We start from the raw sequence: 26228 nt of genomic DNA on the forward strand, positions 1-26228 counted from the left end.
GTTATTGACTCTAACGTTACGTGATACTTTATAGTAATAAATTGAGGGAGGATATCTTTGTGAAGGTGAAAGAAGTTGCGGATTTAGTTGGAATAAGTGTGCGTACACTCCATTATTACGACGAAATTGGTTTATTAGCCCCTAATTCCGTAACGGAGTCAGGTTACCGAATCTATTCTCAAAACGACCTATCAGTTTTACAACAGATTCTATTTTTTAAAGAGCTTGGATTCCCATTAAAAGAAATCAAGCTGATTATGGCCAGTCCTGACTTTGATCAAAAAGAGGCTTTGGAAGTACAGCGAAAAATGTTACTTGAAAAACGGCGTAGGGCAGACGCAATGATTGAGATGATCGATAAAACGATTCAAAATCAGAAAGGGGAAATTGCGATGAGCGTAAAGGAAAAATTTGAAGGATTTGATTTCAGTAATAATCCATATGAGGAAGAGGCACGAAAGCGGTGGGGTGATCAGGCAATAGATAAATCAAATGAAAAGATAGGGGAAATGTCCAAGGAAGAACAGGAAGTACTTGGAGATAAATTTGACACTATTTATAGGAACTTAGCAACACTACGCAATCAGTCACCTAGTTCAGAACAATCTCAAGCAGGAATTGAGGAGTGGTTTATATATTTAAACAAAATCGGGAACTATTCATTGGATGCATTTAAAGGCCTCGGCCAAATGTATGTCGATGATGAGCGTTTTACCAGAAATATTGATAAGTATGGTGAGGGATTAGCAAAATTTATGTGTGATGCAATGGCAATTTTTGTGGATGAAAAGAAATAGGCAGTATCCCTGCAGTAGTGTCCTCTTGTTAATTTTATGGAAGTCTATGAAACAATAAAGGAACGCTTTGCCTTTGAAGCGTTCCTTTACTAATTTTAGTCAATCCATTCTAGAATCCCTGATAAATCTTTATATGTCTTGTCCGGGATTAAGTTTAACCCTTCTACTGGCAACTCCTTACGATTAATCCATGCAGTGTGGAAACCGTAGTTTTTGGCACCTGAAATGTCCCAGCCGTTTGATGACATAAATAATACTTCCTCAGGCTTAACCTTTAATTTTTTAGCAGCATAATCGTATGCCCCAGGAGCTGGTTTGAAGACTTTAATTTCATCCACACTAATGACTTGGTTGAAAGTATTGTGCAGTATTGATTGATCAATTAATGGATCCAACATATCGTGAGAACCGTTTGAAAATACCGCTAGTTGTTTGTGTTCAAGCTTTCGTAATACTTCTTTCACTTCTTCATAAACGGTTAGCCTGAGATATTCTATTATCAATGTGTCTTCAGATGATTCACTTAATTCTTCACCATGTTTTGTAACCGCGTAACGGAGAGAGTCCTTTGTGATAGAAAAAAATGTTTCATAATTCCCCATGATTTCCCGTAGGTTAGCATACTCCAATTGCTTCTCCCGCCAGGTTTTACTGATTTTCTCACCCTTACCTGGAAATAATTGATTACATCTCTCAACTACTGAGTGTACGTCAAACAGTGTTCCATACACATCGAATACAAATGCTTTTATGTTTGTCTTCATTTAAAATCTCCTAACAAATTTTTAGAAACCTGATTCATAGCTAGTCTTTTTACTACTATCCAATACTATTTCCTTATTAATCGTTTTTAAAACTATATAAGAGAATCAAGATATAGTTTAAACAAACTGTGATAGATTTACTAGTTTCCAATTAATGTAATATGAGGCTTTATAACTGTTTTACAAAAAAAGCCTCTAAACTAGTAAGAATTTACTATAATTTTACATTAATCAAATTGTAACCAACTTGAAACTATGCCATATTTATAGTGTGCTAAAAAAATATAAATGGAGGGTATCAATGAAGAAATCTACTATTAAAAAGTTGTTAAATCTGTTTCTGATTTTTACTTTAGTGTTCATGAATTACTCCACTATTTTAGCTGCAACAGTTTCGGCTGAGAGTACCGCAGCAGATGAATTATTTATTTCAGAATATATTGAAGGAAGTTCGTACAATAAAGCGCTGGAAATCTATAATGGAACTGGTGCTGAAGTGGATTTATCGAATTATCAGGTAGAGTTATATAGCAATGGTAAAACAGAGTTGACCAGCTCTGTAACACTGTCAGGCACGTTGCAGCACGGTGATGTTTATGTCCTTACACATGCAAGTGCTGACCCGAACATCCTAAGTCAAGCAGACATACAAGGCTCACCAGTTGCAAATTTTAATGGTGATGATGTAGTTTTATTAAAAAAAGGTGGTACTGTTCTAGATGCTTTCGGTGAAATCGGGACTACTAATTTTGCTGAGAATGTAACACTGGTTAGAAATCCATCCATTAGTAAACCGACTGCGACATATGATGGATCGGAATGGACGGAATATGGATCTAACACATTTGGATATTTGGGCTCGCATACGATGAGTGGTGTTGATCCAGAAGATCCTCCCACTGATCCTGCTGATGCACAAGCGTATTCAATTGCAGAAGCCAGAGCACTAAGTGATGGAACTGCAGTAATAGTAGAAGGAATCGTAACAGTTTCTAATACTGCGATTAGTAATGGCGCACAATACACTACTTACATACAAGACGAGACAGGCGGCGTCAACTTATTCGCATTTGAACAAGGCGCAATACCAAATGTAGAAGAGGGAGATAGAATAAAAGTAACTGGAGAGCTAGATTCATTTAATGGCTTGAAGGAGGTAGTACCTGTTTCTGTTGAAGTTCTGGAAAAAGGTCAAGCCTTGCCTGCTGCACAGGACATTACACTAGCTGATCTTCAAAATCCGGCAGTAGCGGAAGAATATGAAGGCGAGTTAGTTCAGCTTACGGGATTCATTAATGATATTCCTTCGACACCTGCTGGAGGGGGATATAACATTTCTATTGTAGATGCCGACTTTAATGGTACTACTTTAAGAGTAATGGAAGGGTCACTTGATCCTTCATTAATTGAAGCCGATAAGTGGTATGACATTACAGCAATTGTTAGTCAGTATAATTCGTATCAGCTAATACCAACAGAACAAACAGATATTCAGTTAGCGGATCAGCAACCGGAAACCCCTTCTGCAGCTGGAGTTTATGAATCTACTGTTGAAAGTGTGGTAGATGGAGACACGATTCATCTTGCAACGAATGTTCTTGGTGGTACAAAGGTTCGTTTCCTGAATATGGATACACCAGAAACATATACTGCACATAATAATGATCCGGCTCGTGACGAAATCAATCAAAACCAAAAAGCGCAAGGTGAAGAAGCTAAGGCGTATATGAATGAGTTGCTTCAAGCTGGAGATGAAGTGCTGGTTAAAATTGGCGAAGAACCGACTGATCAATATGGAAGATTACTAGCAGAAATTATTCGCAAAGAAGACGGCGTAAATATTAATGTTGAAATGGTTCGTAAAGGATATGCGGTCACATATTTTATCGCACCTTTTGATGAAGCGGTATATCCAACCTATCAAAATGCGGTAAAGGAAGCTAAAGATGCTGAGCTAGGGATTTGGAATCCTGAAGATCCATTGCTTGAATTGCCATTTGAATTTAGAGCAAATGATGATCAAAAAGGATTTTCAAAGTACGTTGGAAACTCTGATTCAATGAAATATGTTTTACCAAATGATTGGGAAGACGTTCCAGTCGAGAAGCGTGTGTTTTTCTGGGAAGAACAAACAGCCATTGATTATGGATATACGTTTGTTGGAGATGGAGAAGAGAGTTCAGAAAATCTCAAGGTTCAATTATTAAGCATGAATGATTTACATGGAAAAATTGATCAAGAATACGAGTTGGATCCGGATGGCGATGAAACGTTTAATATGTATGGAAAGATGGATTTTGTTGCTGGGGCAATCGAAGCACGGGAACAAACAAATCCAAATACATTAGTTGTTCATGCGGGTGATATGATTGGAGGCAGTTCGCCTGTTTCTGGTCTTCTGCAGGATGAACCAACTGTCGAGATTATGGAAGAAATCGGATTTGATGTTGGTACTGTTGGAAATCATGAGTTTGATGAAGGTACAGACGAATTACTCCGTATGGTAAATGGTGGAGAACACCCTGAAGGTTTAGGAACAGATAACTACGACGGGATGAACTTTCCGGTACTATGCGCAAACTGTGTATATAAAGATACAAACGAAACATTTTTGCCTCCATATATTGTAAAAGAGATTGATGGAGAAAAAATTGGATTTGTAGGAGTCGTTACGCAGGAAGCGGCTGGGATGGTCATGCCAGCTGGAATTCAGGACATTGCTTTTACAGATGAAACAGATGCTGTAAATAGATCAGTAGAAGAATTAAAAGCGCAGGGCGTCGAGGCAATTGTTGTGCTTGCTCATATTCCTGCAGATCAGTCAGGGGAAGGTGCAACTGGTCAGGCAGCTGACTTAGCAAATGAAGTGAATGATGAAGTAGATGTTATCTTTGCGGCACATAATCATCAGGTGGTTGATGGTGTTGTTGATAATAAATTAATCGTTCAAGCCTCTGAATATGGCAAAGCTTTTGCTGACATAGACTTAGAGATTGACCGTACAACTGGCGACATTGTGAAAAAAGAGGCTGAGGTTGTTTTTGTTAATCAAAGCCAAGTAACACCTGACCCATCAGTATCGGCAATCTTGTCGAAATATGATGATCAGATTGGGCCAATTATGAATGAAGTCTTGGGTTATAACGCAACAGATTTAACAGGTAATTATTCAAATGATGGAGATCATGGACTAGGAAACTTAATTGCTGACGGAATGAATGCAGCAATGAATAGTGACTTTGCAATGATGAATGGCGGTGGAATTAGAGCAGACTTACTCGCTGGTGAAGTAACTTGGGGTGACTTATATAATATCCAGCCATTCGGTAATACACTGATGAAGTTTGAAATAAAAGGAGCTGACCTTTACCCAATTATTCAGGCTCAATTATCTCCCTATTATGGGCCGGATTATAGTATCAGCGGTTTTCATTATACGTGGGATCCAGAAACAGCAGAAGTTGTGGATGTAACGTTACCTGATGGAACTCCTGTTGATATGAATAAAACCTATACATTAACAGTGAACAATTATATGGGGACGTCGACCAGTTCAAAGTATGCTCCAATAAGTGAACTGGGAGTAAACCCTGAAATGGGACCAACTGATTTGGATGCAACGGTAGATTTCATAAAAAGCCTAAATAGTTCAGAAGCAAGCCCGATCGAGTATGGACCAGAAGGCCGAATTACAGTTGCAAAGGATGAGGTAGTGGTTACACCAAAGAAAAATAATGGAACAGCAACCGTCCATACAAGAGATTTAGAAGCACTTGATTCAGGCGCGCGGGTAGTGATTAACATTCAAAATGATAAAAAACCACGCAGATTACTGTTAAATAAAAAACAGGTAGACATTTTGAAAGAAAAAGAAGTCATCCTGGTTGTTGAAAATGATTTGAGGTCTAAGACGTTTAAGATGGTAGATATGCCAAGTGGTGTATTGAAAGTTAGCTTGGTAGAATAGAGTATAGTATCAGATAAGGATTCAGCTTAAATGCTGGATCCTTTTTTGGTAGTATAGAAACATAAAATCTTTCTTTCTGCATAAGAGCAACTAAGGCTTTAAAGCTTGGAGATAAGCATAGTTTTCTACTAGTATTTTACTTTCAAACTGTTTGAATAAACATTCATCGCTAAAATATTGATAAGTTGAAGTATACCTGTATGACATATAGGCTAGATTAAAGATGAAGAAGGGGGCGAAAGGTGATGAAAGTTAAATTAAAGTGGCTATATAAAGGGAAAAAGACAGAAGAGCTGGAGTTTGAGTCGGCCTGGGCAACACAGGATTCCATGGAACAATTACTACCTGATATTGAAAAGACAGGCCGAGTAAAGCAGTTAACAATCATGGATGAGATGGGCAACGAGTGGACGCAAAAAGAATTTTTTAAGTTAAAGGAAACAATTGAATATGAAGCCCATGACATAGTTGTTTACTTTGATGGTGGATTTGATCTTAATACCGGATCTGCGGGATTAGGCGTTGTTATCTACTATAAAAAGAATCATATCAGATACCGTTTAAGAACCAATCATTTTATAGAAACGATGGAGTCTAATAACGAGGCTGAATATGCGGCATTACATTATGCGGTTATGAAACTTGAGGAAATGGGTGTTCATCATTTACCCTGCACATTTAAAGGAGATTCCCAGGGAGTGTTAAAGCAGTTAGAAGGTGAATGGCCGTGCTACGAAGAAAATTTAAATGCCTGGCTTGATCGAATTGAGTTAAAACTGGAGGAGCTTGGAATTAAACCAATTGGTGAAGTTATCAGCAGAAAGGAAAATAAAGAAGCTGATCGACTTGCAGGACAGGCTCTTAAAAGAGTTGATGTACATAGTGTTTTACAATTAGAAGAAGAATAGTAATGGATTCCGGTTAACGGGTTACTGGCTAGGCAGTAACCCGTTAACCGGAATTTGAAATTAGACAGTAAAATAAACTAACACCGAGAGGACCAAAGATGTTATGGTCATCGCGATTATTGGTCTCATTGCCTTGTTTCTTAAATCACGTAGGCTTACGTTAAGCCCCAGCCCGACCATTGCGGCTGTTAGTAACCAATCCGTTACCAGGAAGACAATATTCATGACTTCATCAGATACTAGGATTGAGTGTCCAAACACGTAGCTTCCTAAGAAACTTAATAAGATAAAGCCAAGTAGAAAAAAAGGAAATTCAATTTTGGCCTCAGGTTGTCCAGAATCTTTATTTTTTCGGTTCATTATAAAAATAAAGATAAAACAAACCGGAATAAGGAGGAATACACGACCTAATTTTGCAAGTAATGCAATGGCCAATGGATCCTCTCCAGCTGATGCCCCTGCAAGTGCGACGTGAGCAACTTCATGTAAACTGGAACCTGACCATATACCATATTCAATAGAAGAAATGGGTAAAAGTGGTCCAATTAATGTATAACCAATTGCAAATACAGTACCCATAAGTGCAATAATACCAACACTAATTGCCGTATCCTCATCCTTGGCTTTTACAATTGGTGCAATAGCAGCAATTGCTGCAGCTCCACAAATCCCTGTTCCAACACCCAATAACAAGGAAATCATTTTGTCTGCCTTTAGCACTTTTGCAAGCCAGATGGTTAAAAAGATAGCCAAAACAATAACTAATGCGTCTCGTAGAAGCAAAATTAAACCATCATTAATAACAATAGCAATATTTAATTTAAGACCATATAAAATAATTGCAGCCCGCAGAAACCTTTTTGATGAAAAACCAATTCCCGATCGAATTGCTTCAGGATAACCAAACAGTTGTCTGTACACAACAGCAAGAATGATAGCACAAGCCAGTTGTCCAATTTGATTAAACCCAGGTACCATTGTTAAGAAATAACCTAATGATGCAATAAAAAATGTAAATGCAATTCCACCCATCCATTTCCCTGGAGAAAATGATTGGAATGATTTTAGTTTTACATGCTGTTTATTCATAAAACACCTCTTATATCTAGAATAATAGATTTTCTATATAAGTAAAATAAATCATTAAAATGGTTATAATAAGTAAAATGTTATAATAGATGGAATATGATTAAGAGAGGCTGGCGAAACAAATATGGATCAACAACTGCAAGTGTTTGTCACAGTGGTAGAAAAGAAAAACTTCACGCATGCAGCCGAAGAACTGCATATGACCCAACCTGCTGTTAGTCAATATATACGGGGACTTGAGAATATTATAGGTACGCGGTTATTAGAAAGAAGTAACAAATACGTTCGTGTAAACCAAGTTGGTGAAATAGTCTATCATCATGCAAAGGAAATTTTGGGTCTGTACACTAAAATGCAGACATTGGTTGACGATGTGACAAATGTGGCAAATGGACCAATTTCTATTGGAGCAAGCTATACGTTCGGTGAATATGTACTTCCACATATTATCGCTAAGCTGCAACAGTCTTATCCAGATATCCAACCTACCGTTACGATCGATAATACAAAAGAAATTGTCTCATTAGTTGATGCACATCAATTAGACGTGGGAATTGTTGAAGGTTATTTAACAGACATTAAATTAAGAGTTGAAGAGTTTTCTGAGGATCAAATGGTCGTAGTAGTGAGTCCTGACAATGCCTTTAGTAAGAAAAATGGAGTAATTGAGATTTCTGATTTGGAAAAGGAAACATGGATTGTCCGGGAAGAGGGCTCAGGCACACGAGAAGCAACCGAGAAAATGTTTAATCAGCTGAACATACATCCTGCTAAATTGATGAGCTTTGGTAGTAACCAAGTAATTAAGGAATCAGTAGAAGCGGGTTTAGGTATCAGTTTGTTATCAAAGTGGGTTGTCCAAAAGCAATTAAGAAATGGCGATTTGATTATGTTGAACATTAAGGGGTTGCCTTTCTATAGACACTTTTCCATTGTAACAAAATCACCATTTCAAACGAAGGCTTTGGAAGTGTTTATTCGATCATTGCTTGATGATAAGATGCTCCCAAGATTGAGCTAGAAAAAAAGTAATAAAAATAGGAAAGTCCAATGTATATACAAAGAAAAGGACTATATCCTACTGACAGGAAATAGTCCTTAGTTTGAATAGGTAACTGAGGAAACCATAGATTTAAAAGGTTGTGGCAAACTAAATACCTAGACAGCTACGTCCAGCTCCATCGTCCTTCTCGCCATCGAACTTCTTGCGATAATAGTTCAACATTAGCGATCACTCCACAACTAACGCTCCATGTTTTCCTTTATCTCATTATAGATGTTCGATTAAAACCTGCGTGCAATGTGAATGCTAACGAAGCTATCCTCGATTACAATTAGTACTATTTGTTTTGTTGATCCTGTGCAAATGCCACAAAATAATTTAGTGACTCAGGGTTACTCAATGAGCCTTGATTGACAACTTGTTCTACTTGCTTTCCCATCAGGATTTTCTTTATAGGAATCTCTAATTTCTTGCCATTTATTGTTTTTGGCAAGTCTGGAACACTATAAATCCCAGTAGGGACGTGTCTTGGTGAACATTGCGTCCTAATTTGTGTTTTAATAGCTTGTTTGATGTCGTCAGTCAGCTCACCCTTGTCTTTCATTAAGACAAACAATGGAACATATGAATCACCATTACCATCTGGTATGTCAACAATTATACTATCAGCTACTTCTTTCACGTGATCTACAGCCCGGTAAATTTCACTTGTTCCTATTCGAATACCTCCACGGTTAATAGTTGCGTCTGAACGCCCATAGATTACACATGTGTGGCGGTCTGTGATCTTCAAGTAGTCCCCGTGACGCCATATCCCAGGAAATACATCAAAGTAGCTTTCATGTAAACGAGTTCCATCTTCATCGTTCCAAAAGTAAATGGGCATGGATGGGAAAGGTTCTGTTAGTACAAGTTCGCCAACCTCGTTAATTTTGGGGTTACCATCATCATTAAAGCTTTCAATTTTTGCTCCAAGTCCACGACATTGAAGTTCCCCAGCATATACGGGAAGAATTGGTGCGCCTAAAATGAAGGCAGTACATACATCTGTTCCTCCACTGGCAGAAGCAATCCATAGATCCTCTTTTACGTTGTCATAACACCACTTGAACCCCTCGGGTGGTAGTGGAGACCCAGTTGAACTAATATTTTTTAAACTACTTAAATCAAATTCATCCTTTGGCACTAGATCATCCTTCATACAAGCAGTTATATAACTTGCGCTAGTACCAAATACAGTCATCCTGGTTTGCTCAGCAAACTTCCAGAGCATTTTTTTGTCTGGAAAGCCTGGATTTCCATCATACAAAATTATTGTACTGCCGGTTAGCAGACCACTCACTAAGTAGTTCCACATCATCCAGCCAGTTGTAGTGTACCAGAAGAAGCGATCTTTTTCGGTAAGGTCAGCGTGAAATGTTAGGGCTTTAAGGTGTTCCATTAAAATGCCACCCTGGCTCTGTACAATTGGCTTCGGTTTACCAGTAGTGCCAGATGAGAACAATACCCAAAGTGGATCATTAAAGGGCACATGCTCACAATGGAGTGTAATGTCTTTGCCAGAGTTAACAGCTTCATTCCAAAGGGTAACATTTTTTAAACCAGTAAAGGTTGCCTTCTCGTTTAGATATGGAATTGCAATTGTTGCCTTCAAGGTAGGTAGTTCAGATTGAATATTTTCAACAACCTTTGTTCGATCAAAGTTCTTCCCACTATAACGGTAGCCATCAACTGTTATCATAACCTTAGGCTCAATTTGCTTAAAACGATCGATTACACTCTGAGTACCAAAGTCTGGGGATGCGCTGGACCAGATTGCACCTAAACTTGCTGTTGCAAGGAATGCTACGACAGATTCATAGATATTAGCTACATAGGCAACTACACGGTCTCCCTTTTCAACGCCCAAATGTTTTAACGTTAATTGTAATGCAGCTGTTTCCTGGTATAGACGATCCCACGAAATCTCGGACGTTTCCCTAATTTCAGAAGTATGTATAATTGCTGGCTTATATCGGTCGCGGTTTCTAAAAATATGTTCTGTATAATTTATTTTCGAACCTGTAAACCACTCTGCTCCCGGCATTTTATGTGTGGACAATACAGTTTGATAACTTTCTTTAGACTGGATTTGGAAATACTCCCACAATGATTCCCAAAATAGCTCTAATTCTTCAACAGACCATTTCCATACTGAATGATAGTCATCAAAATAAAGATCTTTATGTTTTTTTAGCCAATTCATATAATGATGAATTGCGGAATCTTGTATTCTTGTTTCGTCTGGTTCCCAAAGTAGGGTTCCTTCTTCCGTTTGGGCCATGGTACCCCTCCTAAATTTCTATTCACTACTACTATTATATGTAACCGCTTCCTAGGTGTAAAGCGTACAAGTAGATTAACTGCAATGGGATGTGTATTTATGATAGATTATTAGTGAGGGACACTCACACGAGACAAAATCCTATCCAAAGCATGTGGTCTGGTTAGGATTTAAGATATACTATTTTCTATCGCCACCTAATAAGTCAAATAGTCCTCCCGCTAAACTTCCTTCACCTTTTGAACCGCCTTTCTGTGGTGCGGCTGCAAATACTCTGCTTGCCAATCTACTAAACGGAAGTGATTGAATCCATACTGAACCTGGCCCTTTAAGTGTTGCAAAAAAGAGTCCTTCTCCGCCAAATAAAGCTGTTTTAACTCCTCCAACAAATTCGATATTGTAATCAACGTCACCAGTCATCGCTACTAGACAACCTGTATCAACACGTAAAGTTTCACCAGGATTTAGTTCTTTTTTATACATAGTACCACCCGCATGTACAAAGGCCATACCATCGCCTTCTAATTTTTGCATGATAAATCCCTCACCACCAAAAAATCCAGTGCCGATTTTTCGCTGGAATTCGATACCAATTGATACACCTTTAGCAGCCGCAAGAAAGGCATCCTTTTGACAAATCAACTTTCCGTTTATTTCACTTAAATCCATTGGGATGATTTTTCCTGGATAAGGTGCTGCAAACGATGCGTGCTTTTTTTTAGTCCCTTCATTTGTAAATGTTGTCATGAATAAACTTTCACCAGTAATTACGCGTTTACCTGCTCCTAAAAGCTTACCCATTAATCCACCTTGGCTCTTATCTGATCCGCTACCGAATATTGTTTCCATACGAATTTGGTCTTCCATCATCATAAGGCTCCCGGCTTCAGCAATCACTGTTTCCTGTGGATCAAGTTCAACTTCAACAAACTGCATGTCATCACCATGCAATTTGTAATCAATTTCATGATTGTTCATTTGTACATCCCCCTTTGTATTATTATTAAATATACGTTCCATATCTGAAATAGATTCGAAACTCATGGAATAATCTAAAACTAATAGTTATATTTCTAAATTAAGGCTCTTTTCGTAAGTTTTGTTGCTTTTTAATCTTCGCAGTTGATACAAATTGCGACGTAACTGCTGTACTGATTTCTGCTACGGGCAGTCGCTTTCCGTGGACAAGGCCTCAGACTCCTCAGAAGCAAAGAACGCTTCTTCCGGGGTCTTCGGACTCGTGCTGTTCCCGCAGGAGTCGACTGTCCTATGCTTCAATCATGATAGGAAGTTTGTTTAGTGCTATGCCAGCGAAGGAAATAAACGAAGACTCCTGCTTCGAGGGAAGGCATCGGTGTGACGCCACAGTGCGCAGCACGAGGAGGCTCACCAGCCTCCCTAAGGTGCGCGTATTTCCGTAGCGGTAAACATCGTGACAGTTATATATTTTATGGCAAAAACAACAATCCTTTAGAAAACAGCCGAAATTAATGTTAGAGTGAATAAGTAAGTTGGGTTGTGACTCTATTTAAGGGGGGAATCGGCATGAATTGGAGGTTATTCTTCAAACGAAACTTAAATTTCGGAAAAAAACTTGTTCGGATCCACCACTCTAATGCACTATTATTTTTGATATTGAGCATTACAGGGTTAGTATTGTTTTCTGCTGCATTTCGTTCTACCTTTCCTGACATCCGTGTAGACGTCAAGAATATCCATATTTGGTTTGGGTTTATTAGCGTAATTCCACTTTTTGCTTATTTTCCCAAGATAAGAAGACATCTGAAAAGACTTCGGAAGCGAATTAACCACCGTAACAATCTGTTTGCTGTCATTATACTATTGGTAGCGCTTCTCGTTTCTGGTCTATTTTTAACGTTTCATCGTGTATTTCCGCCAGTTATAAGTTCCATTATGTTGTTTATTCATGATTTAGCAACCTGGATAGGTGTGCCATATCTTATTTATCATAGTATTACACGTAGCAAATGGTTTAAACGACTGGAAAAGGGGCAGCTCCAGAATGAAAGGGAAATTCATCCAACCCCAGTTGAGGACCATAACCCAATATTGAAACGGCGAACATTCTTGCATAAGGTGACAGGGGGACTAATAGCAGTTCTATCTCTTCCTTTAATAATAAGTTGGTTTAAACCATATTTTCCTTCATTTGGAGGTTCCCTGACAGATGTCGAAACAAATCATTTTGAGCCTTTACCAAAGCCAAAACCTAAGTCAAAACCACCGATAGGCGGGGGGCGCGACGGACAATTCCGTTACTATACTGTTACAGAGATGCCAACCTTAACGAGTGAAAGTTGGGGTTTGACCATTGATGGACTTGTTGAAAGGCCAAAAAATTATCAGTGGAAAGAATTCTTGAATCTAGGTCGAGATGTTCAAGTAAGTGACTTTCATTGTGTCACCGGTTGGAGTGTTTATAATGTGACGTGGGAAGGTATACCATTGAAGAAGCTTCTGGAGAATGCAGGAGTTAAGCCTGACGCGAACTACCTGAAATTTTATTCTGCTGATGGTGTGTATACGGATACCCTGACAGTAGAACAGGCGATGATTGATGATGTAATTGTGGCTGTATTAATAGATGGGGAACTTATTAGCAGACAAAACGGCGGCCCAGTTCGTCTTATCGTTCCAAAAATGTATGCATACAAATCGGTCAAATGGTTAAACAGGATTGAACTGATAGACAACGAACATATCGGTTATTGGGAAAAACGAGGGTATGCAAAGGATGCATGGGTTAAATAGGTGTAAATTTTTATAATAGCCAGAAAGCAGCAGCTCAATAGATAACGGGTTGAATTTTGGGAGAGAAAACACGAATCACAATGTAAATAACACACCAATTAACATATCCTACGACAGCAAATTAGCAATATAAACAGCAAAAAAAAGTTCAGAATTTAATCTGAGCTTTTTTGATGTTGTAGTCTTATCCTTCTTTATCTAAAGCTAGGTGAAGAAGAAAATAGAGTCGGCTTATTAAACAATCGCGGCCTATTATGGTATTAATGTTCTTACAATGTAGTAATAATCGGACCTTCCTTCGTTAGAATAATCGTATGTTCGTATTGAGCCACAAAGCTTTCATCGGTTAGATAGGTCCATCCATCTTCGGATTGGAAAACTTCCTCTTCAAATGTAGAGATAAAAGGCTCAAAGGCAATTACCATACCATTTTTTAAAATTTCGTCATCCCAGCGAGAGAAGTAATTGAAAATATGTTCTGGTGCCTCATGAATCGAGCGTCCAACACCGTGTCCAGTAAGATTTTTTATGACAGTTAAGCCATGCTTTTTCGCTACATTGTGTACAGCTTTTCCGAGAGCGCTTTTTTTCGAACCTGGTTTTGCCTTTTCAAGTCCAGCGTCGAATGCTTCTTTAGCAACGTCACATATTTTCTGCAAAATTATCTCTCCCTTCCCAACAACAAAGGAAATACCAGTATCTGCGAAATATCCGTTTTTAGAACCTGAAACATCAATATTTACAAGGTCTCCTTCTTGAATGGTCCGTTCACTCGGAATCCCATGCGCTACTTCCTCATTTATGCTAATGCACGTATATCCAGGGAAATCGTATTCTTCTTTTGGTGCAGATTGAGCTCCTACTTTTTCAAAGATCTCTTCAGCAATTTCATCAAGTTCTTTTGTAGTAATTCCAGGTTTAGTACATTGGACTAATTCATCTCGAATCGCTCCACAAATTTTACCAATTTCTTTTAATCCATTAAAATCCTCTTCAGTCTTTGCAATCATTGTGGATCCTCACTTTTTAAAGTATTGTATGATTATCATTCCATTTAAATTTTAGCATTTCTTCAATATATTGTCCCGAATTGTTGAACATAAGTTTAAAACACTCTAATTAATTTATGTTTTAGCAGGTTAATCGGCAGTAGTACATAGATTTTTATGTACGCTTGATAACAGGATATAAATGCAATGTTAATTTGTTAAATTATGTGTTAAAACACTATAAACAATGATATACCAACTAAAAAAGAAGTGCGAAACGCTATACGATTTGCACTTCTAAAAATATGTTTTCTCTCCTATAACTGAGCCAGTTACTCATTGGCATACTGCTTTCTCTTGAAATTATTTTTTACTGTAGAGAGCATATTGTACAAATGTGCTTTCGTTCTCGATCACTCCACAGGAACCGCATTGAACCTTGTATTTTGGTCCGTTGTATAAGGTGTGAAAAACATCAACACTGCCAGATTTATAATCATTTAACATTTCACCGGTTTGTGGATCTAATTTTACAGGACTAGCTAACTGTTCAATCAAGTTGAATCGTGTGCGGTTTGTTTTGCAGTTTGGGCAAAGGTATTGTTGCATGGCATAACCTCCAGAGACTATTTCTTTTTGGTCCGTCTGTCAGCAGCTGCGCTTCTTGCCTGTGCTTCTTTATCTTCATGATCAGCAAATTCTTCGATAAATTCAACATCTCTTCCGTCAGCTTTAATATTGCTCTTTGGTGTTTGTGCTAAAGGATTATTTCCTTTTGAATGGTTATGTTCATCTCTTCCCATTAAAATCACCTCTTTTTAGTAGTTATGCAGGATCTCACCTATAAATATGGGCGATTGCCTTCATCTTTGTTGTTAGTATATACAAAAATAACAGTGCTAACCAAAAAAAGTAACCAAATGAGTGTCACCCCATTTGATTACTTTGTAGAATCATTTAATTTATTCGACTGTGTTCGAGTTAGTCTTACCATAAGAATATTTTGATGCGTCTACAGGTTCCCATTTTTCTGTCGGTTTATAGAAACGCAGTAGATCTCCGTAAAGAACCTTATTAGAAAGCTCAAGTTCATGCCGTACCTTTTTTTGCAGTTCTTTCATGTCTTTAGTTGGTGTGATTTTTTCACCATTACTGTCATAAAACTTACCTGAGATAGAACTATACGTTGGGGTAACGAAATCTCCATTCCAGAACGCAACATATTCCTTGTGTCCTTTAGAAAACATATCCGTCCCAAACTGAATGTAGTTCTGACTATGAATTCCTAACAAATGTAGCAATGTTGGCATTACATCAATTTGCCCAGAATATTCATGAACAGTTCCTTTCCCATCAACACCAGGTATTTTGATGATAAATGGTACGCGTTGCAATTGTTTTTCTTTATAGTCTGTTATTTCTTCACCAACTATTTGTTTCATTGCTTTGTTATGATTTTCTGAAATACCATAATGATCACCATATATCATTATTACGGAATCCTCATACAACCCTGATTCCTTTAAGTCATTAAAAAATTGTTCTAATGATTCATCCAAATACCTAGCAGTCTGGAAATAGCGGTCAACAGATGGATCGCCAGTTTCTGCCGGTTTAATAGAAGCTTCATCTGGATCAATTAAATATGGGTGATGATGTGTTAAGGTCATCATGTGTGCATAGAAAGGATCTTCTAATGATTCTAGCATTGGCATTGATTCACTAAAAAATGGTTTATCTTTTAGACCATAGCCGATAACATTTTCCTCACTCATATCGTAATAACTTGAATCAAAGAATTTATCGATTCCAAATTGCTTATAAACTTCATCACGATTCCAGAAGCTTTTGTTATCCCCATGGAATACTGCGCTTGTATAATCTTGATTCTGTTTTAGAATTGCAGGTAATGCCTGATAGCTATTATTACCCTTAGTCACAAACGCTGCACCTTGTGGTAATGGATACAAAGATGTATCCAGAATCAATTCGGCATCAGCTGTTTTTCCTTGTGCAGTTTGATGGAAAAAGTTATCAAAATACGTAAAGTCTTTACTTTCATCATTCACAAGTGAATTTATGAAAGGGGTAACCTCTTCACCATGTAATTTATAATCAATTAGAAATGATTGAAACGATTCTAAATGAATTTTAATAATATTTTTCCCTTTAGCTACCCCGAATAACTCCGCGTTTGGTTCGGCAAATTTATTTTTAGTGTAGTTTTCTACTTCTGTAATATCACTACTATCTGCAAGAACACGCTGGGTAGATGACCGCATAGTTTGATATGCATCATAGATTGCAAAGTTATAAGAACCAAGATACTTTACAATATAATTCCGGTCAAATGTTCTTGTAAGAAGTTGTGGGCGATCAGCTTCAGCAAGTCCTAGATTAATAGAAAATGCCATTACAGCTGTAGCTAGAACCAACATAGGTTTTCTTTTCTTCATACGTGCTGTAGTCCAATTGTTTTTATTCCATACATATAGAGCAATAAGAATGACAATGTCCACTGCGTAAAGTAAATCATGCCATGCTACTAAACTAACAATACTGCCACCAAGACTTCCAAAGTTACTAGTTTGGGTCAGTGTAGGGAGTGTAATATAATCCGAAGCTGAACGGTAATAAACAACATTAGCGTAAAGCATAAAACTCATTAAAAAGTCTATAACAATGATCCATATACCAACTCTTTTTCCCTTTGCGAATAGTGCAATCCCAAGAAATAATAATGCAGAACCAAGTGGGTTAAAGAAAAGAAGAAATTGTTGTATGCCATTTTGAATATCAAGATCAAATGCATATATATATGTTAAATAGGATTTAATCCATAGTAAAAGTACTGCAACAAAAAAGAACCCCATCTTTGTAACAGGTTTATTCTTCATTGTCTTCACCTCAAACTTCCATTTTTTATTAATTAATTTTACATACTTCGATATTTCAGTATAACCAATTGCTGTTTTCAATTCAAGTCTATTAGTGGATTATATCTAAATGTAATCAAAATGTAAAAAGAGTTTCTATTTAGTTTATTTGAAAAGTAAAAATGATTGAATAACAGTTAACTTGATTAAATGGGTATACAGTAGCTTTTATGTATATTCCGACGAAGTTGTTGGAAACTATAGTGTATGTTACAGATCTTAAATGTATTACGAAAGGATTGGATGCAATGATTGAAAGGGAACAGACATGTAGAGCTTGTGAAGGGGAAGGGATGCTCGCGGACGATGAAGGATGGAAATACAAGTGTAGTATCTGTGATGGAGACGGCAAACTGGACAATGGTTATACCAGAGATTCAGCAAAGCTGTTTAATGTAGATGAAACGAATAGGCTTCTTGATTAAACAAAAAACTACCTAGCCACGTTATGTGAATAGGTAGTTTTTAGAATTTAATGCGGCATGTTCCCTTGAATTGGTGCATAACTGTTCATGATTGTTTGCATATCCTGAGTAGGTAACTGCGGGACCTGGTAATACTGATTCTTATTTTGATACAAAAATATTTCATACGACATTTCGATAAGATTTGGCACACTGTCTGCGAACACACGACGCAGTACAGGATTTGTTACTTCAAGAGCGGTCATCGTAAAGGCAGAAGCTGTTGATTTCATTACACCCTGCATATACCCTGAAATACACTGGTCATTTAATTGACCAACAGACTGAATCGGGGCCTTTGGTGCGGATGGTTTCATACCATAAATCACATCGTTACTCTGATCCATATGGTATATTTGCGTATCAACTGTCGGTTCCTGGCCGGTTTTTAATGTTTCAATAATTGTATTATAAAGCTGACTCATAAATTGACGGTGTCGTTCTTGCATTGTCTTTAACTCTTGGCTTTCGATATGCTGTTCATAAAGTACATATTGCTCTAAACTGCCTATTAGTGTAGATAATGCTTCGTGCGTATCTAAAAGTTCATGTCCACCGTGACTAATCTGGGCTGGCATCTGGGAAGTGCCTTTTAAGTTTTGATTTTGATTTTGATTTTGCATTTGCATAAAAAACCTCCTTAAGTTTTAACTAAGTTATTTTGTGTTCATTTTTAGTTCTTATTCATTCGAGTTTATGTCAATTTATTTTTAAAAGCATTGATTTTTTTGGTGGTATCTTGAAGTAACTGTTGAATTTCCACAAAATTCGGGTCTTCTTTTTGTGCTTCGGCTAAAAGTGGATACAAGCTCTTTTCAATATAAACATAATCCTCTGGATACTTCTTTTCTACTTGTTTTTCAATTGTATCCCAGTCTTCACCCAACTTTTCTGCAAGAACCTTGACTTGGCTTTTTTCTATACTTGGTTTATCCAACTCAACTTTTAATTCAGCCAATGTGTTCAGGACCTCGTCAAGTCCATCTGAAATTGTTACCGACGACATGCTTTTTGCTGCCAGGACAGAGTCTTTCTCACTGGTTTTGTCTTGTATTACATTTCCAGGCTCATTATCGTCTGTTGTTAAAGCTACCGCAACAATTGCCATCATTGCCAATACAAAGTAAAAAATGCCCTTCATATTAAAACCTCCTATTTGGTTACTTTTTCTTAGTATGTTAAATTTTTGATATACTATACACTGTCTTTCGTAATGGCTTTTTTTTAAAAGATTGTTGTTTTTGACATGAAATGTATAAACTACGACATAGTGAATACTTTTGCCACCGTTCCGGCAGAATACTTCGCTTTCCGCGGGCACGGCCTCAGTCTCCTCAGAAGCAAAGAGCGCTTCTTCCGGGGTCTTCGGACGCGTGCTGTTCCCGCAGGAGTCTACGTATTCTGCCTCCACTTGGAATAATCCTATGTTTTAATAGGGTTTCTTCTCACTAGAACAGAAAGCTAACTAAGCTGCGGAAAAATGCGAGACTCCAGTGGGAAAGGAACAGTCTGAAGACCCCGCAGTGAGCGGTTTTTGCTCCGAGGAGGCTGAAGCGTTCCCCACGGAAAGCGAGTGTTTTTCAGAAGCGCTGAATCAGCATCAATTTTGTAAAGGATGGTAGGAAACAAACATAGCAGTTACGTCGCAGTTTGCATCTACTACTAAGACTATTTTCGAAAAGATTCTCCGAAATAGACCTTGGAGTGTTAAAAAATTAGACAAAAATAATAAAGTCAAAGAAGGAGGTAAAGTGGGATGGAAGAGAAAAGACCTATTCGGCTCGATGATCGAATCTACTTAATTGATGGTTTTGATTTGGGTAAACCTGAACGCACTGGTACATATGTAATTAATGAGAATGAGCTTACATTAGTTGAAACAGGACCAAGTCCGTCTATTAAATACGTAAAGAAAGGCCTGGATTCTTTAGGACTATCTTTAATGGATGTGAAATATATCATAGTAACGCATATCCATCTAGACCATGCGGGTGGTGCGGGATTATTAATCAAGGATTGTCCAAATGCGAAAATTGTTGTTCATCCAAAAGGGGCCAGACATCTAGTTGATCCTAGAAAATTAGCGGCAGGTGCGCGTGCTGTTTATGGAGAAAGTTTTGCAGAACTATTTGATCCTATTGTACCAGTCCCGGAAGAAAAGTTATTGATTAAAGGTGAAGGGGATGAACTGCAGATTGGTCCAGGTTGTACACTGGAATTTCTGGATACACCTGGTCATGCTAAGCATCACTTTAGTATTTATGATCCCGTTAGCAATGGTATTTTTACGGGTGATACTGTAGGGATTCGATATGAACAGTTGATTAGTCAGGGGATCGATTTCTTTCTGCCCTCTACATCACCCAACCACTTTGATCCTGAATCCATGCAAAGAGCTATTAATCGGATAAAGGATATGAAAGTTGATCGAATTTATTATGGTCATTTTGGAATGACAGAAAAGGTTGATACAGCACTGGATCAGGTTTCAGATTGGTTAGATGTCTTTTTAGAAGAAGGTCAAAAAGTATATGCCTCAAATGGAGGTTATGCTGAACTCGCCTCAAGATTGTTATACCGTGTAAAAGAATATCTTAAAAGTATTAACGTTCCGGAAGAACATGAAGTATACTTCCTAATAAATCTAGACATGCAAGTGAGTGCATTAGGAATTATAGATTACTTTCAAAAATTAAAAATATAAACGGTGCCTGGTACTTGTCGAATAATAATCGAACAGTGCCAGGTATTATTAGGTTAAAGAGTAATTGGCTGAGATTCGGGTATAAGTTTAATTAATAAGACAAATGCTTTAAAATAGCGAAACATATCGATTTGAGGCTATATGTGAATCCTGAGACATTGGTCGAGCAGCATGATGCATTTTGCGCATTAAATAGAAATAAGAGGTGAAGTTGTGAAGAATATTACATCAGTATTTTAGTTAGGACTTATAATTTGTATAGGAGTAGTAACGTGGGGGTCGATTGATCCAACTGGCCTAAAGGAAAAAACTGCTGAACTAACAAAAGATATTTCAGTGTATTTTGGCTGGTATTATCTAATCATAATTATGATTATGCTGATATTTTGTGTCTATTTAATATTTTCCAAGTTCGGAAAAGTGAAGCTTGGACAAGAAGGAGATAAACCTGAATTTAGTCTGCCTTCATGGTTTGCGATGTTGTTTAGTGCTGGAATGGGGATGGGTCTTGTGTTTTGGACAACGGCTGAACCTATTTCACATGCATTTAAAAGTACACCCGGTGCGAAAGCCGGATCAGATGAAGCAATCAAAGAAGCGCTCCAGTATTCATTTTTTCATTGGGGTGTCCATGCATGGGCTGTATATGGAATTGTAGCTCTTGTTTTAGCATACTTTAAGTTTCACCGGGGTGCACCTGGTTTAATAAGTGCAACGCTTACTCCATTATTCGGTGAAAAAGCCATGAGGGGGATAGCTGGTAAACTGATTGATACGTTGGCGGTAGTTGCTACGGTAGTCGGAGTTGCAGCGACACTTGGTTTTGGTTCCGCCCAAATAAATGGGGGATTAACATACTTGTTTGGACTTCCGGCAACATTTACAATGCAACTAATTATACTCGGAATAGCAACTGCACTGTTTATTGGGTCTGCATGGTCAAGGATAGGCCGGGGGATAAAATACTTAAGCAATATCAATATGGGACTAGCGTTTATATTACTGCTCATATTGTTTATCGTCGGTCCAACTTTATATATCCTTAACATGTTTACGAGTACGCTTGGAGGATATATTACGAACTTCTTTGAAATGAGTTTTCATCTGGCACCATTAGATGGGGATAATAGATCCTGGATAAATGCCTGGACTATTTTCTATTGGGCATGGTGGATCTCATGGGCGCCGTTTGTAGGTATCTTCATAGCGAGAATTTCAAAAGGAAGAACTGTCAAAGAGTTTATGTTAGGTGTGCTAATTGTTCCATCGTTAGTTTGCTTTATTTTCTTTGCAGTGTTTGGTGTATCAGCACTAAACCTAGAACAAAATGGAATTGCAACTATTTCTAAGCTGACGCTTGAGACGTCAACATTTGGTGTTCTTGAGAATTATCCACTGGGAACATTGATGTCAATGATAACTATCTTTGTAATAGCCATCTTTTTCATCACATCAGCGGACTCCGCAACATTTGTACTGGGAATGTTAAGTACAGATGGTCACATAAATCCTTCTAACTCTGTGAAAATTGTCTGGGGCTTAGCGCAAACAGCTATGGCTGCAATTATTGTTTACTTTGGTGGTACTGGAGGGCTGCAAAACGTTCTTATAATTGCAGCATTGCCGTTTTCAATAATTATTCTGTTGATGGGTGCCTCCTTTTTCAAAGCAGTAAGACAAGAAGCGAAAGAGAAATCTCATTAGATGTACTAAAGCCAGAAACCTATTTTAAATTGGTTTCTGGCTTATTTTCATTTTTCTTCTTCCGTTTTCACAAATGTAAGGATAAAGAACAAGATAAAACTAACTAACATAATTGACCCACCAACGATGAAAAATACATTGGTTAGTGTATCATTCAAATTGAATGGCCTTACATAATATAACCACATCCCTGAAGTTAAACCAATTGCACCTATGATCGCTGACCATACATGAAGTGTTGATAGTATTTTACTTGCTGGTGTGAAAATTTTATAATAGACCGCCCATGCAAATAGGGATAACCAGCCAACAACTAGAATATGCGCATGAATAGTCTTGAATTCATACCCACCAGAGCCTGCCATATGTGAACCAAGGAAAGCCCCAACTAGTGCAAATGCAGCTGAAAATCTTAGTAGAACTTTGCTGTTTTTATTCAAAACTAACCTCTCCCATCAATCATGAAGTACTATGTCACTAGTATAACAGCAACCAGGACGAATTTTGTGAACTGATTGTGAAATGTTCAAATTAGCTTAAAATAAAAATCATTATTGACAAGCTTGTGTATTAACCATATAATACAGTTACAAAGTGTATGAACCACTTAGTACATACACTGATATTAAATGTTAAATATCCTGTGGGAGGTGTTTCAATGAGTATAAGTTTTAACAGCCGTGACCCAGTCTATTTGCAGGTTGTCCGATATTTTAAGGAACAAATTGCAATTGGCGAATTGGCTCCAGGAGAAGAAATACCTTCAAGGCGGGAATTGGCGAACAACCTCAAAATAAATCCAAATACTGCGCAGCGAGCGTACAAAGCAATGGAGGAACAAGGTTTGATCCATACTGAACGCAATCATCCAAGCAAAATAACAAGCGATGAAAATAACTTGAGTAAGGTGAGAGAAGAATTGCTACTTGAAGCAGTGGATACATTTGTAACATCAGTTCGATCAATTAACGTCCCAGTTGATGAATTAGTGAGACTGGTTAAAACAAAGTACACAGAAAGTAACGATGATAAGGAGGGTTAATAATGATTGAAGTAAAAGAGCTTACAAAGAATTTTGGACGCAAAAAAATATTGAAAGGTGTCTCATTTACAGCAAGTAAAGGAGAAATAACCTGCCTAATCGGAATAAACGGGGTGGGTAAGACAACTATCTTAAATGCAATTATGGCACTTACACCGTTTAACAAAGGACAAATTTTAATAAATGGAGAAAAAATCAGCAAAAACTCGTTTGAAAAAGTTACCTTCATTCCAGATGCGATTACGATGCTGCCACAAATGAAAATTTCTGAAGCAGTGGAATTTATGGATGATTTTTACACATGCTGGAACCAGAAGCGCGCAACAGAACTACTTGAGTTTTTTAAGCTAAATGTAAATGACCGCATATCCTCCTTGTCAAAAGGAAATACAGCAAAGGTAAATTTGTTACTGGGTTTAGCGATGGATGTTGATTATATTTTAATGGATGAACCATTCTCTGGAATTGACATGTTTAGCCGAGAACAAATTGCAAAAGTATTTACAAGTCATCTGATTGAAAATAGAGGGGTCATTATTACAACACATGAAATAAGTGATATTGAACACTTAATTGACAAGGTTGTGCTATTAGATGAGGGTGTTGTTTTAAAAGAATTCAATACAGAAGAGATACGGGAAAACGAAGGTAAATCCGTTGTGGATGTCATGAGAGAGGTGTATCAACGATGAAAAGTTATCTGAAGCTGGTAAATTTTGAGTTTAATCGTTCCGCTAAAATATTTGCGGTGCTATTAGGTATTACAATTATCGCACAGATCACGGGTGTAATTGTATTGTCAAAAAAATATCTGGAAACGGCCAACGAAATGATTTATGAAGAGCTAATGCCAAAAGCTGACTTCTTGGCTCAAGTTGGTCAAATGAGTTTCCTACAGATAACAAGGAGTGTATGGTTTCTTGGCCCAATCGCATTGTGTATTGCTGGTGTAGCATTTTATATTTTCCTGATCTGGTATCGTGATTGGTTTGGAAAAAATACATTTATTTATCGACTATTAATGCTGCCTACAACCAGACTGAATATTTTCTACGCTAAAATCACAAACATCCTACTCATGACATTTGGTTTTATAGCATTCCAACTGATTTTATTTCCTATCGAGACAACGGTTTTGAAATGGATGGTGCCAAAAGAGTACCGAAATGATATGGGTATTGAAGAGATTATTGGCAGTATGCCTGAATTAAATATATTAATTCCAAATAGTGTCCTTGAACTCGTTCTGTATTATGGAGCAGGGTTTATGGTTGTGTCTATTTTATTTACTGCAATCTTATTTGAAAGAAGCTTTAGGTGGAAAGGCATCTTTGCGGGTGTTATATATGGATTTGTTGCTGCAGGTTTATTTATTTCACCTATGCTTTTGCAAAGTACTGTATTAAACCAATTTTTCTATCCAATAGAATTGTTTGTACTTGAAATTGTAATGGGATTGATTGTCATTTCGGGTTCGATTTGGACGAGTGGATTCTTACTAAAGAAAAAGATAACTGTGTAGGGAGTGTGTAAAAATGGAAAAGTACTGGAAGTTCACTGCAATCATTATGGTAATAGTACTTAGCATTGGGACGTTTTATGTTACTTCAGCAATGTCGGCAACAGAGTATCCAGAGTTTGTCATTAAAAAAAATAGTGGAAACGATGGGGAAATAAACTCATTATTATTAGAAGGTTACTATCATGAGGGGGGAGGCATGAATTACACCAACACCAATGTGAGGATTACTTCCGACGGTTCTAAGTATAGAAACAATGCCGCATTTTTAAATCAAATTATTGGAGAGCCGGGACCGATCATTAACAAGCTGCAGGAAGAACACCGTAACTTTATGAGAGGCAAGGTCCAATCTGTAAATTCATTCTTTGAAAACAATAAGTTTCTGGTTTATGCAGAAGTTGATTACAAAATAGATTCTTTATCATCAAGTGATTTCAAATTTGATATATCCATATTAGACAAAGAGGAAGACGACACAACTTCTTTCACTATAAAAGTTCCTGACATTGCAGGAGTCAACCATATCATGCTGGAAGATGTACAACTAATTGATAGCAAGCTAAAGCTGATTACTCAAAATTTTATCAGAGAAAATGGAAAACATCTTAATGAAAAGCATATCTATACTGTGGACATATCTGCAAAAAAAATTAGTGATCATGAAACGATTTTTTCCATCCATGAGCAGCAGGGTGAAGTATATACAGATGCACGTATAGTAAGGACGAATTCTAAACAGGCTTACGATAACATTGTATTTATCAAGACGCAAAACAAAATCAGGGAGCAAATGGAAAGCCCGGGTATGATGGAGGAATCAATTCAGGAAATAATTGCTTATAATTTGAAAACGAAAGAAAAAGTCAACCTTGATTTACCTGATAACCTAAAAGATTATCAAGTTAGCTTCTTTGATGGCTCAAAAATTTATTTAACAAAATTCAGTGGGCAGGGTTTATCTATAACTCCTTTTAGTCTAGAAAACAATGAAGCTGCTAATGAATTTACTGTACAGCTGCCTAATGGGGCGGATAATGTAGAGCACCCTATTATAATGGTGAATGACGGTAAGTTGTACGCTACATCCCATGTCACGAATTTAGAAACGAAAGCCACTGTTAAGGTTGTCGATGTGGGAACAGGTGAAGTACTTTACGTGGGTGAGGTTGTACAAGAAAATCCACCTAAAAACTTGGATCAGTTTGAACTGTTTATCTATGAACTGTCGCTGAAATAAAGAGAAG

Annotated in this window: 23 protein-coding genes; 12 read left to right on the plus strand and 11 right to left on the minus strand. The window is 37.5% G+C overall.

Annotation, left to right across the window (positions count from 1 at the left end; genetic code table 11):
- Window positions 1-53: 53 nt before the first annotated feature.
- A complete protein-coding gene (locus ACOI1D_RS14320; protein WP_422502047.1) occupies window positions 54-797 on the plus strand; it encodes a MerR family transcriptional regulator in 744 nt (247 codons plus the stop codon).
- Window positions 798-892: 95 nt separating this feature from the next.
- Here ACOI1D_RS14320 and ACOI1D_RS14325 read toward each other — a convergent pair whose 3' ends face one another.
- Window positions 893-1561 (minus strand): haloacid dehalogenase type II, encoded by a 669-nt coding sequence (locus tag ACOI1D_RS14325; RefSeq protein ID WP_422502015.1) that lies wholly within the window; start codon window positions 1559-1561, stop codon window positions 893-895.
- Window positions 1562-1862: 301 nt separating this feature from the next.
- On the opposite strand from ACOI1D_RS14325, the gene ACOI1D_RS14330 reads away from it, so the two are divergent.
- Both ACOI1D_RS14330 and ACOI1D_RS14335 read left to right on the plus strand, forming a co-directional pair.
- Window positions 1863-5528, plus strand: a complete 3666-nt coding sequence (locus tag ACOI1D_RS14330; RefSeq protein ID WP_422502016.1) for a 5'-nucleotidase C-terminal domain-containing protein — start codon at window positions 1863-1865, stop codon at window positions 5526-5528.
- A gap of 245 nt (window positions 5529-5773) precedes the next feature.
- Window positions 5774-6436 (plus strand): reverse transcriptase-like protein, encoded by a 663-nt coding sequence (locus ACOI1D_RS14335; RefSeq protein ID WP_422502017.1) that lies wholly within the window; start codon window positions 5774-5776, stop codon window positions 6434-6436.
- 60 nt (window positions 6437-6496) lie between these two features.
- Here ACOI1D_RS14335 and ACOI1D_RS14340 read toward each other — a convergent pair whose 3' ends face one another.
- Window positions 6497-7525: a YeiH family protein gene (locus tag ACOI1D_RS14340; RefSeq protein WP_422502018.1), complete on the minus strand. Its 1029-nt coding sequence runs from the start codon at window positions 7523-7525 to the stop codon at window positions 6497-6499.
- A 124-nt stretch (window positions 7526-7649) separates the two neighbouring features.
- On the opposite strand from ACOI1D_RS14340, the gene ACOI1D_RS14345 reads away from it, so the two are divergent.
- Window positions 7650-8546, plus strand: coding sequence for a LysR family transcriptional regulator (locus tag ACOI1D_RS14345; protein ID WP_422502019.1), 897 nt, complete (start codon window positions 7650-7652; stop codon window positions 8544-8546).
- A 319-nt stretch (window positions 8547-8865) separates the two neighbouring features.
- Here ACOI1D_RS14345 and ACOI1D_RS14350 read toward each other — a convergent pair whose 3' ends face one another.
- Both ACOI1D_RS14350 and ACOI1D_RS14355 read right to left on the minus strand, forming a co-directional pair.
- Window positions 8866-10851, minus strand: a complete 1986-nt coding sequence (locus ACOI1D_RS14350; protein ID WP_422502021.1) for an acetoacetate--CoA ligase — start codon at window positions 10849-10851, stop codon at window positions 8866-8868.
- Between the two features lie 180 nt (window positions 10852-11031).
- Window positions 11032-11829, minus strand: a complete 798-nt coding sequence (locus ACOI1D_RS14355) for a TIGR00266 family protein (protein WP_422502023.1) — start codon at window positions 11827-11829, stop codon at window positions 11032-11034.
- A gap of 567 nt (window positions 11830-12396) precedes the next feature.
- On the opposite strand from ACOI1D_RS14355, the gene ACOI1D_RS14360 reads away from it, so the two are divergent.
- On the plus strand, window positions 12397-13623 hold the full coding sequence (locus ACOI1D_RS14360) for a molybdopterin-dependent oxidoreductase (protein ID WP_422502025.1): 1227 nt from the start codon (window positions 12397-12399) through the stop codon (window positions 13621-13623).
- A 269-nt stretch (window positions 13624-13892) separates the two neighbouring features.
- Here ACOI1D_RS14360 and map read toward each other — a convergent pair whose 3' ends face one another.
- The 4 genes from map to ACOI1D_RS14380 all read right to left on the minus strand — a co-directional run bounded on the left by map (window position 13893) and on the right by ACOI1D_RS14380 (window position 17509).
- Entirely contained in the window at window positions 13893-14633 is a 741-nt protein-coding gene (gene map / locus ACOI1D_RS14365; RefSeq protein ID WP_422502026.1) for a type I methionyl aminopeptidase, read from the minus strand.
- A gap of 342 nt (window positions 14634-14975) precedes the next feature.
- Window positions 14976-15221 (minus strand): DNA alkylation repair protein, encoded by a 246-nt coding sequence (locus ACOI1D_RS14370; RefSeq protein ID WP_422502028.1) that lies wholly within the window; start codon window positions 15219-15221, stop codon window positions 14976-14978.
- Between the two features lie 17 nt (window positions 15222-15238).
- Window positions 15239-15415: a YfhD family protein gene (locus tag ACOI1D_RS14375; RefSeq protein WP_422502030.1), complete on the minus strand. Its 177-nt coding sequence runs from the start codon at window positions 15413-15415 to the stop codon at window positions 15239-15241.
- Window positions 15416-15574: 159 nt separating this feature from the next.
- Window positions 15575-17509 (minus strand): LTA synthase family protein, encoded by a 1935-nt coding sequence (locus tag ACOI1D_RS14380; protein ID WP_422502049.1) that lies wholly within the window; start codon window positions 17507-17509, stop codon window positions 15575-15577.
- A 230-nt stretch (window positions 17510-17739) separates the two neighbouring features.
- Here ACOI1D_RS14380 and ACOI1D_RS14385 point away from each other — a divergent pair, with 230 nt between their 5' ends.
- The gene (locus ACOI1D_RS14385; protein WP_422502032.1) at window positions 17740-17973 is read left to right on the plus strand and encodes a hypothetical protein; all 234 of its coding nucleotides are present in this window, start codon (window positions 17740-17742) and stop codon (window positions 17971-17973) included.
- Window positions 17974-18020: 47 nt separating this feature from the next.
- On the opposite strand, the gene ACOI1D_RS14390 is transcribed toward ACOI1D_RS14385, so the two are convergent.
- Both ACOI1D_RS14390 and ACOI1D_RS14395 read right to left on the minus strand, forming a co-directional pair.
- A complete protein-coding gene (locus tag ACOI1D_RS14390; protein ID WP_422502034.1) occupies window positions 18021-18641 on the minus strand; it encodes a spore coat protein in 621 nt (206 codons plus the stop codon).
- A 65-nt stretch (window positions 18642-18706) separates the two neighbouring features.
- Window positions 18707-19153, minus strand: coding sequence for a hypothetical protein (locus ACOI1D_RS14395; RefSeq protein ID WP_422502035.1), 447 nt, complete (start codon window positions 19151-19153; stop codon window positions 18707-18709).
- 615 nt (window positions 19154-19768) lie between these two features.
- On the opposite strand from ACOI1D_RS14395, the gene ACOI1D_RS14400 reads away from it, so the two are divergent.
- Both ACOI1D_RS14400 and ACOI1D_RS14405 read left to right on the plus strand, forming a co-directional pair.
- The gene (locus ACOI1D_RS14400; protein WP_422502037.1) at window positions 19769-20716 is read left to right on the plus strand and encodes an MBL fold metallo-hydrolase; all 948 of its coding nucleotides are present in this window, start codon (window positions 19769-19771) and stop codon (window positions 20714-20716) included.
- 249 nt (window positions 20717-20965) lie between these two features.
- Complete coding sequence (locus ACOI1D_RS14405) at window positions 20966-22420, plus strand: BCCT family transporter (protein WP_422502051.1); 1455 nt, start codon at window positions 20966-20968, stop codon at window positions 22418-22420.
- A 47-nt stretch (window positions 22421-22467) separates the two neighbouring features.
- Here ACOI1D_RS14405 and ACOI1D_RS14410 read toward each other — a convergent pair whose 3' ends face one another.
- Entirely contained in the window at window positions 22468-22860 is a 393-nt protein-coding gene (locus ACOI1D_RS14410) for a hypothetical protein (protein WP_422502038.1), read from the minus strand.
- 218 nt (window positions 22861-23078) lie between these two features.
- Here ACOI1D_RS14410 and ACOI1D_RS14415 point away from each other — a divergent pair, with 218 nt between their 5' ends.
- From ACOI1D_RS14415 to ACOI1D_RS14430, 4 genes are read left to right on the plus strand one after another with little or no spacing between them, the layout of a single operon-like run.
- The gene (locus tag ACOI1D_RS14415; protein ID WP_422502040.1) at window positions 23079-23462 is read left to right on the plus strand and encodes a GntR family transcriptional regulator; all 384 of its coding nucleotides are present in this window, start codon (window positions 23079-23081) and stop codon (window positions 23460-23462) included.
- Window positions 23463-23464: 2 nt separating this feature from the next.
- On the plus strand, window positions 23465-24154 hold the full coding sequence (locus ACOI1D_RS14420; protein ID WP_422502042.1) for an ABC transporter ATP-binding protein: 690 nt from the start codon (window positions 23465-23467) through the stop codon (window positions 24152-24154).
- Window positions 24151-24984, plus strand: a complete 834-nt coding sequence (locus ACOI1D_RS14425) for a hypothetical protein (RefSeq protein ID WP_422502044.1) — start codon at window positions 24151-24153, stop codon at window positions 24982-24984. Before ACOI1D_RS14420 ends, ACOI1D_RS14425 begins: the two co-directional genes overlap by 4 nt.
- Before the next feature lie 13 nt (window positions 24985-24997).
- Window positions 24998-26221, plus strand: coding sequence for a hypothetical protein (locus ACOI1D_RS14430; protein WP_422502046.1), 1224 nt, complete (start codon window positions 24998-25000; stop codon window positions 26219-26221).
- Window positions 26222-26228 lie beyond the last annotated feature (7 nt).

Source organism: Virgibacillus sp. DJP39 (assembly GCF_049310925.1).
Lineage (GTDB): Bacteria > Bacillota > Bacilli > Bacillales > Amphibacillaceae > Virgibacillus_F.